General features: G+C 61.5%; 16 protein-coding genes and 1 pseudogene. 4 read left to right on the top strand and 13 right to left on the bottom strand.

Annotation, left to right across the window (positions count from 1 at the left end; all coding sequences use genetic code 11):
* Positions 1 to 56: 56 nt before the first annotated feature.
* Both KD146_RS13100 and KD146_RS13095 read left to right on the top strand, forming a co-directional pair.
* Positions 57 to 1,484, top strand: a complete 1,428-nt coding sequence (locus KD146_RS13100) for an MFS transporter (RefSeq protein WP_212659281.1) — start codon at positions 57 to 59, stop codon at positions 1,482 to 1,484.
* A gap of 277 nt (positions 1,485 to 1,761) precedes the next feature.
* Positions 1,762 to 2,253: a chemotaxis protein CheW gene (locus KD146_RS13095; protein WP_212659280.1), complete on the top strand. Its 492-nt coding sequence runs from the start codon at positions 1,762 to 1,764 to the stop codon at positions 2,251 to 2,253.
* Positions 2,254 to 2,301: 48 nt separating this feature from the next.
* On the opposite strand, the gene KD146_RS13090 is transcribed toward KD146_RS13095, so the two are convergent.
* The 12 genes and pseudogenes from KD146_RS13090 to KD146_RS13040 form a co-directional block, all read right to left on the bottom strand.
* Entirely contained in the window at positions 2,302 to 2,790 is a 489-nt protein-coding gene (locus KD146_RS13090; RefSeq protein WP_212659279.1) for a hypothetical protein, read from the bottom strand.
* Positions 2,791 to 2,889: 99 nt separating this feature from the next.
* Positions 2,890 to 4,038 carry a GGDEF domain-containing protein gene (locus KD146_RS13085; protein WP_212659278.1) on the bottom strand — a complete coding sequence of 383 codons (1,149 nt, stop codon included), beginning with the start codon at positions 4,036 to 4,038 and terminating at the stop codon, positions 2,890 to 2,892.
* A gap of 159 nt (positions 4,039 to 4,197) precedes the next feature.
* Positions 4,198 to 4,833 carry a peroxiredoxin gene (locus KD146_RS13080; protein WP_212659277.1) on the bottom strand — a complete coding sequence of 212 codons (636 nt, stop codon included), beginning with the start codon at positions 4,831 to 4,833 and terminating at the stop codon, positions 4,198 to 4,200.
* 172 nt (positions 4,834 to 5,005) lie between these two features.
* Positions 5,006 to 5,512, bottom strand: a complete 507-nt coding sequence (locus KD146_RS13075) for a CreA family protein (protein ID WP_212659276.1) — start codon at positions 5,510 to 5,512, stop codon at positions 5,006 to 5,008.
* Between the two features lie 58 nt (positions 5,513 to 5,570).
* Positions 5,571 to 6,371, bottom strand: a complete 801-nt coding sequence (locus tag KD146_RS13070; protein ID WP_212659275.1) for an amino acid ABC transporter permease — start codon at positions 6,369 to 6,371, stop codon at positions 5,571 to 5,573.
* Between the two features lie 167 nt (positions 6,372 to 6,538).
* Positions 6,539 to 7,339, bottom strand: a complete 801-nt coding sequence (locus KD146_RS13065; protein ID WP_212659274.1) for a transporter substrate-binding domain-containing protein — start codon at positions 7,337 to 7,339, stop codon at positions 6,539 to 6,541.
* A gap of 70 nt (positions 7,340 to 7,409) precedes the next feature.
* Complete coding sequence (locus KD146_RS18260) at positions 7,410 to 7,610, bottom strand: YegP family protein (RefSeq protein WP_249327886.1); 201 nt, start codon at positions 7,608 to 7,610, stop codon at positions 7,410 to 7,412.
* A gap of 12 nt (positions 7,611 to 7,622) precedes the next feature.
* Positions 7,623 to 7,778, bottom strand: a pseudogene (locus KD146_RS18255) (YegP family protein); the annotation flags it as partial.
* 55 nt (positions 7,779 to 7,833) lie between these two features.
* Positions 7,834 to 8,181, bottom strand: a complete 348-nt coding sequence (locus KD146_RS13055) for an Rdx family protein (protein ID WP_212659272.1) — start codon at positions 8,179 to 8,181, stop codon at positions 7,834 to 7,836.
* A gap of 27 nt (positions 8,182 to 8,208) precedes the next feature.
* On the bottom strand, positions 8,209 to 8,688 hold the full coding sequence (locus KD146_RS13050; RefSeq protein ID WP_212659271.1) for a glutathione peroxidase: 480 nt from the start codon (positions 8,686 to 8,688) through the stop codon (positions 8,209 to 8,211).
* Between the two features lie 71 nt (positions 8,689 to 8,759).
* Positions 8,760 to 8,969, bottom strand: coding sequence for a hypothetical protein (locus tag KD146_RS13045; protein ID WP_212659270.1), 210 nt, complete (start codon positions 8,967 to 8,969; stop codon positions 8,760 to 8,762).
* Positions 8,970 to 9,031: 62 nt separating this feature from the next.
* Positions 9,032 to 9,241: a cold-shock protein gene (locus tag KD146_RS13040; RefSeq protein ID WP_212659269.1), complete on the bottom strand. Its 210-nt coding sequence runs from the start codon at positions 9,239 to 9,241 to the stop codon at positions 9,032 to 9,034.
* A 388-nt stretch (positions 9,242 to 9,629) separates the two neighbouring features.
* Here KD146_RS13040 and KD146_RS13035 point away from each other — a divergent pair, with 388 nt between their 5' ends.
* A complete protein-coding gene (locus KD146_RS13035; protein ID WP_212659268.1) occupies positions 9,630 to 10,571 on the top strand; it encodes a FecR domain-containing protein in 942 nt (313 codons plus the stop codon).
* Positions 10,572 to 11,150: 579 nt separating this feature from the next.
* Here the strand turns inward: KD146_RS13035 and lepA are convergent.
* Positions 11,151 to 12,956, bottom strand: a complete 1,806-nt coding sequence (gene lepA / locus KD146_RS13030) for a translation elongation factor 4 (RefSeq protein ID WP_212659267.1) — start codon at positions 12,954 to 12,956, stop codon at positions 11,151 to 11,153.
* A gap of 102 nt (positions 12,957 to 13,058) precedes the next feature.
* Here lepA and KD146_RS13025 point away from each other — a divergent pair, with 102 nt between their 5' ends.
* Positions 13,059 to 13,943, top strand: coding sequence for an extensin-like domain-containing protein (locus KD146_RS13025; RefSeq protein WP_212659266.1), 885 nt, complete (start codon positions 13,059 to 13,061; stop codon positions 13,941 to 13,943).
* The last annotated feature ends 2 nt before the right edge of the window (positions 13,944 to 13,945 follow it).

Below are 13,945 nucleotides of genomic sequence, written 5' to 3'. Positions count from 1 at the left end.
TTTTTTAATTAAGCGGTATATCAAGGCATGGCTTGGAAAATGAATGAGGGTACGCCATGACTGACCAGAGCGAGAGCACGGGACGCTGGGCCGAAGTGTTCGGACCACGCTACGCGACCGTGACGCTGATCCTGTGTCTGGGCGTGGCGCTGCTGGCGTTTAATGTCTTCCTGACCTCGACTGCGCTGCCGACTGCCGTTCAGGAGCTGAATGGGGTGGCGCTGATCAGTTGGGCGCTGACACTGTTTCTGGTGTTTGCCATTATGGGGGGCGCCGGAGCCGCCCTGCTCAAGCAATTGCTGGGCGCCCGAGTTGCGCTGCTGAGCGCGGCAGCAGTTTTCATGGCGGGATCGCTGGTCTGCGCCGGGGCCTCCAATATGGAGACCGTGCTGATCGGACGCATTCTGCAGGGGCTGGGCGAAGGCGTAGTCGCCGCGATCTGCTTTGCGCTGATCCCCGAACTGTTCCCCTCCCGGCTGGTGCCCAAGGTGTTTGGCATGCAGGCCGTGGTCTGGGCAGTTGCCGCTTTTGGCGGGCCGTTGGGCGCGGGCATTCTGACCGAGTTCATTTCATGGCGGGCGGCGTTTTTGGTAAGCGTGCCGCTGGCGATCATTTTTGCCGCCATGGTTTGGCGCGTGGTGCCCAACAGCAAAGGAGCACCACAGGACAACGCGGACTTCCCCGGCGTTCGCCTGTTGATGGTGGGCAGCGGTATCATGCTGGTGGCCCTGGCCAGCCTGAGTCTGCCCTTGCAGGCGGCTGGGCTACTGGTGGGTGCGATGGCCCTGCTCTCAGGCATGGTCGTGCTGGACCGGCGTGCCCGCACCCGATTGATGCCGCCCGATGCGTTCTGGCCGGGCTCAGTAGTGGGGAGCGGGCTGTGGGTGGTATTGCTGATGCCCGTGGCTGGCGCCATGTCGGCGGTTTACCTGGTACTGTTGCTGCAGCAATTGTGGGGCTACGGGCCAACGCTGGCCGGCGCGACAGCGGCCGTGCTGTCGGTGGCATGGAGCCTGTCGGCCATTGCGGTGGCTAATGTGCGCCGGATCGAAACGCGGCGCGCGCTGATCATCAGCGGGCCGATGCTGCTGGGCGTGGGTTTGCTGGCGGTGCTGGCGGGCCTGCTCAACGATCAGGTGGCGCTGGTTGTCGCCGGACAACTGTCCGTCGGGGCCGGGTTTGGGATGGCCAATGGCTATCTCAGCCTCACATTGATGGAAGCCGCGCGCAGCGGCGAACGCGACCGTGTGTCCGCCATGGTACCGACCACCCAGTCGGCGGGTAATGCCATTGGCGCGGCGCTGGCGGGGGTAGCAGCCAATCTGGCTGGCTATGCCCAGGCGGTGAGCGTTACGGCAATCGAGCAGGCGATCATTCCGGTGTTCGTGCTGGCCGCCAGCATGGCAGCGTTGGGCTTTGTGGCCGCGGTGCGCATGACCCGGCTGATGGGCGCTTCACCCCAGTCGGCGGCGGTAACGCCCTAGCGTTTGCCGCGATTCACCGGGAAATGCTGCGGCGACAGGCGCGCCCGTCCAAATACTGTTTTTTTGAATTTTGTGGCGCGCTAGAAAAACGGAAAAGATACCAATTACTTAGTCGCTTCAGCGCAGACAAATGTCGCGACGATTAATGGTAGATGCGGAATTTATTCAATGGTTTCGAAATCATTTCCATCAACAATGGGTTGGCCGGATGAAGCGTGACGCGCGCTTTGTCGACGATGTGAGATGGCGCTAACGAGCAGCGGAAGCGGAGTTTTTGATGAGCACAGCAATGGAATTTGAGGTCGCCGAGGGCGGACAGGACAGCGTTCTCGCCGGTCCCGCCAACCAGTTCGTGACCTTTTCGGCTGGCGACAAGGGCTATGGCGTGGACATTATGGCGGTGCGCGAAATTCGCAGCTGGTCGCCGACCACCGAACTGCCTGATGGATCCTATTCGGCCTGTGGCGTGCTCGACATTCGCGGCACCGTGGTTGAAGTGCACGACCTTTCGGCCATGCTGGGCGGACAGCGCCTGCAGCCAGAACCCGGGCATGTGGTGCTTGTGGTATCGCTGGGCGAAACCAATGTCGGCATTCTGGTGGATTCGGTTTCCGACATTATCTTTGCCAAGGACGATGAATTCCGCGCCGCCCCAAACAGCGGCGGTGATCCCGACAGCGCCAAGGTTTCGCGCCTGGTGCGCCAGGAAGACCGGCTGATCGCGATTTTGAACCTGCAGGCGCTCTTCCCCTACGCCAGCATGCACTGATGAGGTGGGGCGGCTGATGCCGCCCGCCACCATGCACCAGCGGACCGGCTATAGGCCGGGCTGCATCTTGTCGGCGCAGGCCGTGATTGCGGCGGTAAAGTCCGGCCCATTGATCTGCGCCTCGGTGAAGATGCAGGTGTGCTGCGGTGGCAGCCGAGACAAAATCATCATCTCCTCAATCGCCCGGCCCGGCGGGTATTTCGGACTGGTACCCGATGCCGTCACGAACATTGCCAGGCGGGCATAGTGACGTCCATCGCGCTGCAGATAGCTGCGTATGGGTGGCGCAGGCCGCGCCCCCCAGACCGGGGAACCGAGCACGATCATTTCCCAGACCTGATCGGCCATTTCCGGAATCTCGACAGGCGGATTGCGCCCTGCCAGCACATCATAAGCCTTGCGGAACGGGCCCCAGAAGCCTTTTGCATAGGCGCTACAGGTAATCTCGCACAGCTCGGCCCCCAACGCGCCCGCCAATGCCGTGGCAGCCTTACGGGTATTGCCGGTCGCCGAATAGAACAGCACAAGCGTAGCCATGGGCGTCTCCAGAATGCCCCGACAGGCTAGCGCATTGCGGCGCGACCGCGTTGATGCGGATCAAGCCGGTGGCCCGTCTCGACAGGCCTGAAGGCGTCGCTAGACAGCGGCGTGGACGCCCGGCTCGGGCTTGCTGGCGCGCTTGTTCACATAAAGGGCCTGATCGGCCTGGTTGAACAGTTCCTCTGCCGTGCGCGCGCCGGTGGGGAAACGGGCACAACCAATCGAGCACCCGACCGACAGCCGGTCGGCACAGACCTGCACCGGCGTGGTGACAGCGGCGTGGGCGCGTTGCACGCACTGGTCGGTGGAAAGGCCATCAAGCCGGATCAGCATGCCGAACTCGTCGCCGCCCAGGCGCGAGACCACCACATCGGCGCTGCACAACTTGTTGAGGCGATCACCAATGCCGGCCAGCAGGCGATCGCCGGCGGGGTGGCCGTAATTGTCGTTGATGGGTTTGAACTGATCGAAGTCGAGCAGGACCAGGGTGAACCGGGCACCATCATCGGCAATCCAGCGGCGTAGTTCAGCAAAGAAATGGCGGCGATTGGTCAGCCCGGTCAGCGCATCGGTATTGGCAAGACGCTCGTTTTCCGCATTAAGCTTTTCCACCTCATCATGGCGCGCGGTGATCTCGGTGCGCGCGCGGATCATGGTGGTAAAGGTATCAAAGGCGCGGAACAGCACCTTCATCATCACCAGCACCACCAGCACCACATTGAGCGAGATGGCAAAGAACACCTGATCGACCCCGACATAGGCGTAGTAGCCGACATAAACCGGGGTCACCACGAGCACGACCATGGTAGCCGCCTGGGGCAGATGCATCAGGCAGAACATGCTGCAGATGACGGTAGTGGCAATAAAAATTGCGGAATAGGCGTGCTCATGGGCGGTGCCATAGCCGTCGAGCAGCATGGCCCAGCCGATGAACAACACGGCCATTACGCCCGAAAGCCAGATGGTGCGGCGCAGATGGCGCAGCACATCGTTCTCCGATATTTCGAGCGCGCGCAGGCGTATCCAGAAGGGAATGCGCGACAGGCAGACTGCGGCGACGAAGGCCAGCGTGCCCAGAGTCATCCAGAGCGGCGCGAAATCGAAATAGGTCCAGGCCAGCAGCGCGGCACTTGAGATCAGCAGGCTATAGAGCAGGGGCAGATGGTTCTGCAGCTCCTGCAATTGTGCCCGGGCAATGGTCATATCTGCGTCGGCAAATGTGAGCCAAGTGATCAGTCTGCGCATGCCATGTCTTCTCCCAAGCCCGATTGTGCGCGGCAGCGATTAAGACGAGCTTACAGCGGGGCTGCAAAACCATGGCAAGGCCGGTTTGCGCACAAAAAAAGGGCGGTAGCCAATGCCACCGCCCAGTATCGTCAGGGAGAAAACTGTGCGCCGTCGCGATCAATCGCGGGGCTGGGGAACAATGCGCAGATAGGGCTTGAGTTCCTTCCAGCCCTCGGGGAATTTCGCCTTGGCCGCATCATTGCTGACGGCAGGGACGATGATGACGTCGTCGCCGTTCTCCCAGTTCACCGGGGTGGCGACCTGATGCTTGGCGGTCAACTGCAGGCTGTCGATGACGCGCAGGACTTCATTGAAGTTGCGGCCCGTCGATGCCGGATACTCGATCTTGAGCTTGACCTTCTTGTCGGGCCCGATGACGAAGACCGAGCGCACGGTCAGCGAGTTGTCGGCATTGGGGTGGATCATGTCGTACTTGCGCGCCACTGATCCATCGGTGTCAGCCAGAAGCGGGAAATTGAGCGCGGTGCCCTGGGTTTCCTCGATGTCCTTGGCCCAGCCGGCATGATCTTCGAGCTTGTCGACCGAAAGGCCGAGAACCTTGACGCCACGCTTGTCGAATTCAGGCTTGAGCTTGGCGGTGAAGCCCAGTTCCGTGGTGCAAACCGGGGTGAAATTCTTGGGATGGCTGAACAGCACAGCCCAGGAGCCTTCAATGTAATCGTGGAAATGGATCGGGCCTTCGCTGGAATCAGCGGTGAAATCGGGGGCGGTGTCGCCAATCAAAATGGACATGTTGCTCTTCCTTGCGGGGCCGTTGCCGACCCAGGTTTGCGTGACTAAAAGATAGGATTTCGCCGCGCCGCTTAGAAGCGGCACGAAGCGGAATGTTTTTATGTTGTAGCGCGCTTAAACGCCAAGCCGTTCCAAGGGCTTGGCTCAAGGCAGCATAAGGGCGATCAGCACGCTACTGGGCGGCCGGACGGGCGGGTGCGCCATTGGTCCAGACGACCTGCTCGGTGGCGAGTGGAATGACCGACAGGCTCATCTTGCCACTGCCCTGCTGGATTTCGCGGGCATGGGCGAGATAGATCAGCGAATTGTTGGCCGCATCATAGACGCGGGTTACGCGCAGCGACTTCCAGACCAGCGAACGGCCTTCCTTGAAGATCTCCTCGCCTCCGCTCTTGGTGGCAATATCGCCGATGGTGATGGGGCCGGTAACCGAGCAATCGAGCGCGGAATAGGAGGGATCCTCGAACCAGTTACCCTGGCTGACGCGATCGATGAAAGAGCGGTTGAAATAGGCCAGATGGCAGACAACGCCCTCGACCTCGGGATCGGCCAGCGCGTCGATGGCAATGTCATTGCCGGTCCAGTCGACCCCGACGCTGCCAACCTCGCGGCTATCGCCACAGGCGGCAAGTGTAACGGCAAGCGTGGCGGTCAGGGCGATGGCGGCAAGACGGTTCATGAGCAGGCTCCCCAGTAGGTGGTGCACAGATGGTCCGCGGAAACGGTCCGCGCAAGGGTCAGTTCCGCTTTTGGCGCAGATGGCGCTCGAGAAGGCGGACGAGTAGCGACAGCGAAATGGTCAGCGTGAGATAGAGCAGTGCCACCACGTTATAGGTCTCGAAGAACTTGAAGGTTCCCGATGAGTAAACCTTGCCCAGCTGGGTGATGTCCTGCACGCCCAGGGCCGAGACCAGCGCGCTGTCCTTGATCATGGAGACGAAGTCATTGGCCAGCGGCGGCAGAATAGTGCGCAGGGCCTGGGGCGCGGTGATCAGGCGAAAGCACTTCCAGCGGCTCAGACCGAGCGAACGGGCCGCCTCAAGCTGGCCGCGATCAACGGATTCGATGCCGGCGCGAAATATCTCGGCGATGAAGGCGGAATAGCAGACACTCAGCGCCACAATGGCGCGCCAGGCGAAGTCGAACTGGCGGATGGTGATGGCGGCATCGAAGGGCTGCAGCAGCCAGTTGAGCGCGGCGACCATGCCGGGGGCGCCGACAAAGGCGACATAAAACAGGAAGACCAGCACGGGAATGCCGCGAATGATCTCGACATAGAAGCTGGCCAGTTCGCGCAGGATGCGATTGTCAGAGGTGCGGCCCAGCGCCACCAGCAGACCAAGCAGTGTGGCCGCGGTAAAGGCAACGCCGGTGACCCAGAGTGTGGTCACCAGACCACCCGAGATGGCGTTGAAGATCTGGGCATAGCCGGCATCGTTGGCGATGCCCCAATAACCCAGCACGAAGAGCAACAGGATGGCCATGAGCCACCATGGCGTGCGGGCAAAGATCGACGGCTTGCGCGGGATATAGGTCATGAACGCCGTTGGTTCGGGTAGAAATTGCGTCTGGCCATCACCCGTTGCCAACCTCCCCCATCAAGGGGGAGGTACCGTTTGGGGGGCTGAATCGGTCAGGCGAGGCGAGCGCAGGCCCCCTTGCTCTGCCCAGGGCGCCGCCCTCTCCCGAGGGCGAGGCGAGAGAGCTATTGCGCAGAATTATATTCGAAGAACCATTTCTGCTTCAGGGCGTCGATGGTGCCATCAGCCTTGATCTGGGCCAGAGCGGCATTGATGGGCTCAACCAGATCGGAACCCGGTGTCAGGATAAAGCCGAAATCCTCGGTGCCCAGCGGGGTGCCGACGACTTTGAAGGCCCCGGGATTGGCGCCGATATAACCATTGGCCGAGGTCTGATCCATCAGCACGGTGTCAACATCGCCCGCCTGCAGCGCCTGCACGGATGCCCCGAAAGTCTCGAACAGCTTGATGCGCGGATTGGCTTCGTCGCCATCAAGGACATTATACACCGCGACATAGAAATTGGTGGTGCCTGCCTGGGCGCCAACCAGGAAATCGGCATTTGCGGCAAAGCTCTCGGCGCCCTCAAAGCGGGTTTCGTCAGCACGCACCAGCATGAGCTGCTGGCTGGTCAGATAGCTGTCGGAGAAATCGATCTGTTCCTTGCGCTCGTCATTGATGGTGATGCCATCCATGCCCACTTCGAACTGGCCATCGCGCACGGCCTGGATCATCACGTCCCAGCTGGCGAGTTCCCAGGTCACCTTGGCATTGAGGCGGCTGGCAATCTCGTTGAACAGGTCATATTCAAAGCCAATACCTTCGCCCGTTGCCGGATCAGCGAAATTGAGCGGCACATAGGCGTTTTCGGTGACGGCGACGATCTCGCGACCGTCCAGATCGGGCAGGTCCTGGGCTGCGGCAGCGCTCAGGCCCAATGTGAGGGTCGCCGCGGCGGCGGCAAGAAGCTTGGTGAAGGATGGCATGAGGCGGCAGTCTCCCGAAATTGGCTTTGCCGGGAGACTAAACCAGCCCATCACGGATTGGAAATGGGCTTTATGCCTCGTCGAGAACTTCGGCGCCCGGGCCGTTCTTCTTGACTGACTCAATGGCGTTCACGGCACTGGCCCTGGCCTTGTAGGTTTCCGAACGGACCATGGTTTCGCCATTGGAGGCGACGAAACGGACAAAAAACTGGCCATCCTTGGAGCCAGCGATCTCGAAGCGATAGCCCGAACCGGTTTCGTCCTTGGTCAGATCGACCGTGGCGGCGTCGGGGGCGTTTTTCTTGAGCGATTCAATAGCGGACTTGGCGCTGGCCTTGGCCTTGTAGTTCTCGGACCACACAATGGACTCGGCATTGTAGACAAAGGCGAACTTGAACTGTTCGTTGGCAGCTGCGGTGATCTTGAATTTGTGCGCCATGACGCTGGGCCTCCACTCTAGCAACGACCGGCAGTGGCCGCTTTGTTCGCCAAGACTAGCCAGACTCCGAAGAATTGGAAGTGCTTAGTTTGGTGCCGTCGATATGGCCGAGATCACGATCGGGGTCGATGCGGTCGCGCACCATCTGCTTGAGCGTCTTGACGTCGGGGAAGCCACCATCGCGCTTGCGCTCCCAGAGCAGCTCACCATCAAGCCTGATCTCGAAGACGCCGCCCGTGCCGGGGACCAGGGTAACCGCGCCCATTTCGAGGCTGAAGGTGGACAGCACTTCCTGGGCCATCCAGGCCGAGCGCAGCAACCAGCTGCACTGGGTGCAGTAGGTAATGGACAGATGCGGGCTGACGGGCGTACCGGGAGCGACCGGTGCTGGGGAGGCTGACATGACCATCCTGAGTAAAACGGCGCAGCGCTAGAGGCGGCGCTCAATGGCGTGGATCAGAACATCTGGCGTGGTATCGGGCACGGCCCGCTGAGCCACAAGGCCATCGCGCCCAATCAGGAACTTGGCGAAGTTCCATTCGATATCGCCGGGATGATCTGCCTTTAGCCAGGTATAGAACGGGCTTTCATTCGGGCCGTTGACATCAATCTTGGCGAACATGGGAAAGGTCACCGCGTAATTGATGGCGCAGAAGGCAGCTATCTCGGTAGCGCTGCCCGGTTCCTGACCGCCGAACTGATTGGATGGAAAGCCCAGAATGACCAGACCGCGCGCGCCATAGGTGCGATAGAGCGCCTCGAGCCCCTCAAACTGGGGGGTGAGGCCGCAGCGCGAGGCGGTATTGACCACCAGTACCAGCTTGCCGGCATAGGCCGACAGGGGCTGGGGCGAGCCATCAAGCCTGGGCAGGGTGAAATCAGACAGCGTCGTGGCGGAAGTGTTGCTCATGACACCGATGATAGCTGATCACCAGCGGCGTGGTGGTAACATTTTTCAGCAGGCGCCCAGAGGGTTGGGGCCTACTGCTCGGAAACCGCGTCGGCAGGGACGCGCAGGTCGGCTTCGCTGACAATGCGCTGAAAGGCTTCAAGCTGGGACTGCACCTTGTACTGCACCATATGCCCCTCATAGGGGAGCAGGGCAACGATCTCGCAGGCGGCGGCCTTACGGGCGCTGCTGCCGTGCAGGGGAAGCAATTCAAGGGTCTGGCCGACGGAGTATTTGTGCATGAAATCAGTTCCGCAAAGAGATTACGGGCCGCCGTATCAGAACGGCGACCCGCAAGACTGGTTTAGAGAACGGCGATATTGGTTGCGCTAGCGCGACCGTCGCGGCCCTTTTCGATCTCGAACGAGACCTTCTGGCCTTCATTGAGGCTGGACAGGCCAGCGCGTTCAACTGCCGAGATGTGAACGAAGGTGTCTTCGCCGCCTTCGTCAGGCTGGATGAAACCAAAACCCTTGGTGGCGTTGAAGAATTTGACTGTGCCGTTGGTGGCCATGAGCGTGAGATCCGAATTCGCCCGTGCTTCAGAGAACGGGCATTTCCCCGTAGCAACATGCATGCGGGGGCAGAAACGTTGACAAGGTTCTGGGGATCACCAGCGCCCCGGGAACACCGGTAGCTTGGGCAAGCCTTGAAAGGCTGAAAACGTGGGATGTGCTTTAGCACTGCGGGGGTGGAGAGGCAAGGAAAGCCGGGGCATGGGGGCGACAGACGCCGGGCGATGAGCGCGATGGGTAATTGAGTGCCCGCCAGGCCTGGATTGTATCAAATTGATTCAGCCCGTGTTCACCCTTGGCGCAGTCAATCCGCCAGAATTGATGCGTTGTAAGGAGTTGGCAAGGCCGGACACCCATGTTTGCGGCACTAACTCCGGGGGAACCGCCATGCGTTTTGTTGTTGTACTGCTCGCCTTGCTGTTGAGTACGCCCGTCTGGGCGGCAGACTGGACCGTACAGCGTGTGCGCGGCGAGGTGACCCAGAAGATCGGGATGAGCTGGGTGGCGGTGTCGCGCGGCGATGTGATTGCCGATAACCGCTATCTCAAAACCGGCAGCGACGGCCGGGCCGGACTGGCCCGTGGCCGCGAAACCATCGAGCTTGAGGGCAATACCCAGATCCGCATCAAGGATGCGGGGGCCGAACTGATGACCACGGTGCTGCAGGATTTCGGCACGGTGTCGATCGAGGCCGAGCGGCGCAATGTGCAGCACTTCTCGGTGCAGACGAAATATCTGGCCGCGGTGGTCAAGGGCACGCGCTTTACTGTGCGCGCCGATGCCCAAAGCGCCAGCGTGACCGTGTCGCGCGGCGTGGTGCAGGTGCAGGATTCCAAGCGCGATCTGGTCACCGATATCCTCCCCGGCCAGAGCGCCAGTGTGACCAGTTCGGTGCCGCTGATCGTTGAGGGCCCCGGCGCCAGCAATGTGTTCACCTTCAAGGGTGTTGAAGTCGAGCCGGGCACAACAACCCCCAAGGCCCAGGCCGCTGCCGCCCAGAGCAAACAGAGCGGCCGCGCCTTTGGTGAAGCCGTTTCGGCTGCCGCCAAGAGCGGCTCAGCTGCCGCATCCTCGGCGGCCAATAGCGCCGCTAGCAGTGCCGGCAGTGTCGGCGCCGCCACCAGTTCCGCTGCCCAGGGCGCGGCAGACGCGGCCAAGGCCAGTGGCGCCAATGTGGGTCAGGCCGTCTCAAGCGCGGTCAAGCAGACTGTGTCGAACACCCGCGAGACCGCCAAGGGCGTCAGCGAAACCGTGACCGAAACGGTCAAGGATACCGTATCGGCAACCTCTGGCGCAGTGGGCAAGACGCTGGGTGGCCTGTTGCGCTAGGCAAAAACACGCGGACAGTCCATTCCCATTTGGCCCGATGGGATGCTGCAGGATGCGTTGTCGCGCGCGGTAGGTCTACGTCTGATGAAGCTGGATCGGCCGCATCCGGCGTTTTTGAGCTGGCACCGCGAGCACTGTTTTAAGGCGTAGGCGCCCCTCACCCGGCGCTGTGCGCCGACCTCTCCCCGGAGGGGCGAGGTTGTGGCCTTTCCGCGATCCTATGTGTGAAACATCTCAGGATGGATCCCGGCTCTAAGCCGGGATGACATCGGGGGTTGGGCGAGATTAGGGGGCAGCCCCGCCGGAGGCCCCACCTAGCCTCCCCCTGAAGGGGGAGGGATGGCCATGTGGGTGGGACACGGTAGTGCCAGAATTGCCGGACTGCGCCTCCCCCTGAAGGGGGAGGTTGGAAGGGGGTATTTTGGACGTAGTAAATCCGTATCGCCACCCTCGGGTTTAACCCGAGGGGTCTTTACCTAATGGCAGTTTCGGCCAGTACAGTGCCCTCGGCTCAAGGCCGAGGGTGACGAGCGGTGTGTGTGGCAGCGCGGTGCACCGCTCTGAGCCGATTGCCGAAGCCTATTCGTCGCCCATCTTGAGGGCCTTGATGAAGGCTTCCTGCGGGATTTCGACATTGCCGTATTGGCGCATCTTGGCTTTGCCCTTTTTCTGCTTTTCGAGCAGCTTGCGCTTGCGCGTGGCGTCGCCGCCATAGCATTTCGCCGTCACGTCCTTGCGCATGGCGCGGACGGTTTCGCGGGCGATGATCTTGCCGCCAATGGCCGCCTGGATCGGAATGACGAACAGATGCGGCGGGATCAGTTCCTTGAGCTTTTCGCACATGATGCGACCGCGGGTTTCGGCCACCGAACGGTGCACCAGCATGCTGAGCGCATCGACCGGCTCGGCATTGACCAGCACGGATAGCTTGACCAGATCGCCGGCGCGATGATCGGCCAGGGTGTAATCGAAGCTGGCATAGCCCTTGGAAATCGACTTCAACCGATCATAGAAATCGAACACGACTTCGTTGAGCGGAAGATCATATTCGACCAGCGCGCGGCTGCCGACATAGCTGAGATTGCGCTGAATGCCGCGGCGATCCTGGCACAGCTTGAGGATGGAGCCGAGATATTCGTCCGGGGTCAGAATCGTCGCCTTGATCCAGGGCTCGCGGATCTCCTCGATCTTCATCACATCGGGCAGATCGGCCGGATTGTGCAGATGGATGGTTGAGCCATCTGTCATGGCGATCTCGTAGACCACCGACGGGGCGGTGGCGATCAGATCGAGATTGAACTCGCGGCTGAGGCGCTCCTGGATGATTTCGAGATGCAGCAGGCCCAAAAAGCCGCAGCGGAAGCCAAAGCCCAGCGCGGCTGAGGTTTCCATTTCATAGGAGAAGCTGGCGTCGTTGAGCCGCAGCTTGCCCATGGCGGCGCGCAGCTCGTCAAAATCGGAGGCATCGACCGGAAACAGGCCGCAGAACACCACGGGCTGGGCCGGACGGAAATCGGGCAGCGCCTTGGCGGTGGGCTTCTTGTCGTCGGTGATGGTGTCGCCGACATTGGTATCGGCCACTTCCTTGATCGAGGCGGTAAAAAAGCCCAGCTCGCCGGGGCCCAGCGAGGGCACTTCGACCAGCTTGGGGGTGAACACGCCGACGCGATCAAGCTCATAGGTGGCCTTGGAGGCCATCATGCGGATCTTCTGGCCCTTCTTGACCGTGCCATCGATAACGCGGATCAGCACGACGACGCCCAGATAGGTATCGTACCAGCTATCGACCAGCAGCGCCTTGAGCGGGGCATCGGCCTCGCCCTTGGGGGCGGGCAGACGATGCACAATGGCTTCGAGCACGGTATCGATGCCGATGCCGGTCTTGGCCGAAATTTCCAGCGCTTCGGAGGCATCAATGCCGATGACGTCCTCGATCTGCTGCTTGACGCGCGGAATATCGGCGGCGGGCAGATCGACCTTGTTGAGGACGGGCACGATCTCATGATTGGCATCAAGCGCGTGATAGACATTGGCCAGGGTCTGCGCCTCGACGCCCTGGGAGGCGTCAACCACCAGCAGGGAACCCTCAACGGCGGCCATGGAGCGGGAAACCTCATAGGCGAAGTCGACATGGCCGGGGGTGTCGATCAGGTTGAGGATATAATCCTCGCCATTGAGCGCGGTGTATTTCAGGCGCACGGTCTGCGCCTTGATGGTGATGCCGCGTTCACGCTCGATATCCATCGAGTCGAGCACCTGCGCCTTCATCTCGCGCAGGTCCAATCCCCCCGTGAGCTGAATCAGCCGATCGGCCAGGGTGGATTTGCCATGGTCGATATGGGCGACGATGGAGAAATTGCGAATGTGGGAAAGCGGCGTTGTCATGGCAGCGCTGATAGCAGATGCCAAAGGGCGCGCAAAGATGGTTTAGTGGGGGTTAACCGCCCGTTTTGAGCAACGATGGGGTGGTTTGGGGCGTTGGGCGGGATGGATGTGATCAAAAGCCTGTTTGTTGTGCTGTTGCTGAGCGTGGGCACGCCTGCCCTGGGGCAGGACTGGCTGGATGGGTTGCAGGAGCTGGCCAATGAGCTGACAGCGCCGGCGCAGGATACGCGCTCGCCACCACCGGCAGGGCCCAAACCGCCGGAGCGGCCGGTGGTCGAGAGGCCGAAGGTGGCGCCGGTGTTGCCGCCCGTGCCCCTGCCCCGGCCTGATTTTGATGGGGCGACGGACGCTGAGGCTGAAACGCCGCCGGCAGATGATGCAGAGCCCATGAGCGAAGAGGTGGCAGCACCGGCGGCGGAACCGGCGCGGGTCTATCAGGGGGCGTGCCCGGCGGTGTTGCAGGGTTTTGTCGACGCAACGATGGGCGATCCGATCGAAGAGGGCGCCTGCGGCATCCAATCGCCGCTGGTGGTGACGGCGGTGCTCAGCCGGGGGCGGATGGTGCCGTTATCGAGCCCGGTGACGACCAGTTGCGCCATGGCCAGCGCCCTGCCCGGCTGGGTGGCGCAGGTGGATGGCTATGCCAGCGCGATGCTGGACAGCGCACTGGCGCAGATCAACACCGGGCCGGGCTATATGTGCCGGCTGCGCAATAATGGCGAGACCGGATTTGTGTCCGAGCATGGCTTTGCCAATGCGCTTGATATCAGTGGCTTCACGCTGGCGGATGGGCGGACCATTGCCGTCAAAACCGATTGGCTACCCGGCAATGCGCCGCAAGGGCGGATGCTGCGGCTGGCCCATGATGCGGCGTGCGGGGAGTTCACCACCGTGCTGGGGCCAGAGGCGAATGCGGATCATGATGACCATCTGCATCTTGATCTTGGATGCCACGGCCAGAACTGCACGGCGCTGATCTGCGAATAGGC

It is taken from the genome of Devosia litorisediminis, from assembly GCF_018334155.1.
Taxonomy (GTDB): Bacteria; Pseudomonadota; Alphaproteobacteria; order Rhizobiales; family Devosiaceae; genus Devosia; species Devosia litorisediminis.
The sequence above is the reverse complement of the archived record's forward strand: the minus strand, read 5'-3'. Positions and strand labels throughout refer to the sequence as shown.

Coding starts and splice junctions, on each gene's coding strand:
- KD146_RS13100 (WP_212659281.1), top strand. CDS start 57: ATGACTGACCAGAGCGAGAGCACGGGACGCTGGGCCGAAGTGTTCGGA.
- KD146_RS13095 (WP_212659280.1), top strand. CDS start 1,762: ATGAGCACAGCAATGGAATTTGAGGTCGCCGAGGGCGGACAGGACAGC.
- KD146_RS13090 (WP_212659279.1), bottom strand. CDS start 2,790: ATGGCTACGCTTGTGCTGTTCTATTCGGCGACCGGCAATACCCGTAAG.
- KD146_RS13025 (WP_212659266.1), top strand. CDS start 13,059: ATGGATGTGATCAAAAGCCTGTTTGTTGTGCTGTTGCTGAGCGTGGGC.
- KD146_RS13075 (WP_212659276.1), bottom strand. CDS start 5,512: ATGAACCGTCTTGCCGCCATCGCCCTGACCGCCACGCTTGCCGTTACA.
- KD146_RS13035 (WP_212659268.1), top strand. CDS start 9,630: ATGCGTTTTGTTGTTGTACTGCTCGCCTTGCTGTTGAGTACGCCCGTC.
- lepA (WP_212659267.1), bottom strand. CDS start 12,956: ATGACAACGCCGCTTTCCCACATTCGCAATTTCTCCATCGTCGCCCAT.
- KD146_RS13085 (WP_212659278.1), bottom strand. CDS start 4,038: ATGCGCAGACTGATCACTTGGCTCACATTTGCCGACGCAGATATGACC.
- KD146_RS13050 (WP_212659271.1), bottom strand. CDS start 8,688: ATGAGCAACACTTCCGCCACGACGCTGTCTGATTTCACCCTGCCCAGG.
- KD146_RS13045 (WP_212659270.1), bottom strand. CDS start 8,969: ATGCACAAATACTCCGTCGGCCAGACCCTTGAATTGCTTCCCCTGCAC.
- KD146_RS13070 (WP_212659275.1), bottom strand. CDS start 6,371: ATGACCTATATCCCGCGCAAGCCGTCGATCTTTGCCCGCACGCCATGG.
- KD146_RS13040 (WP_212659269.1), bottom strand. CDS start 9,241: ATGGCCACCAACGGCACAGTCAAATTCTTCAACGCCACCAAGGGTTTT.
- KD146_RS13055 (WP_212659272.1), bottom strand. CDS start 8,181: ATGTCAGCCTCCCCAGCACCGGTCGCTCCCGGTACGCCCGTCAGCCCG.
- KD146_RS13065 (WP_212659274.1), bottom strand. CDS start 7,339: ATGCCATCCTTCACCAAGCTTCTTGCCGCCGCCGCGGCGACCCTCACA.
- KD146_RS13080 (WP_212659277.1), bottom strand. CDS start 4,833: ATGTCCATTTTGATTGGCGACACCGCCCCCGATTTCACCGCTGATTCC.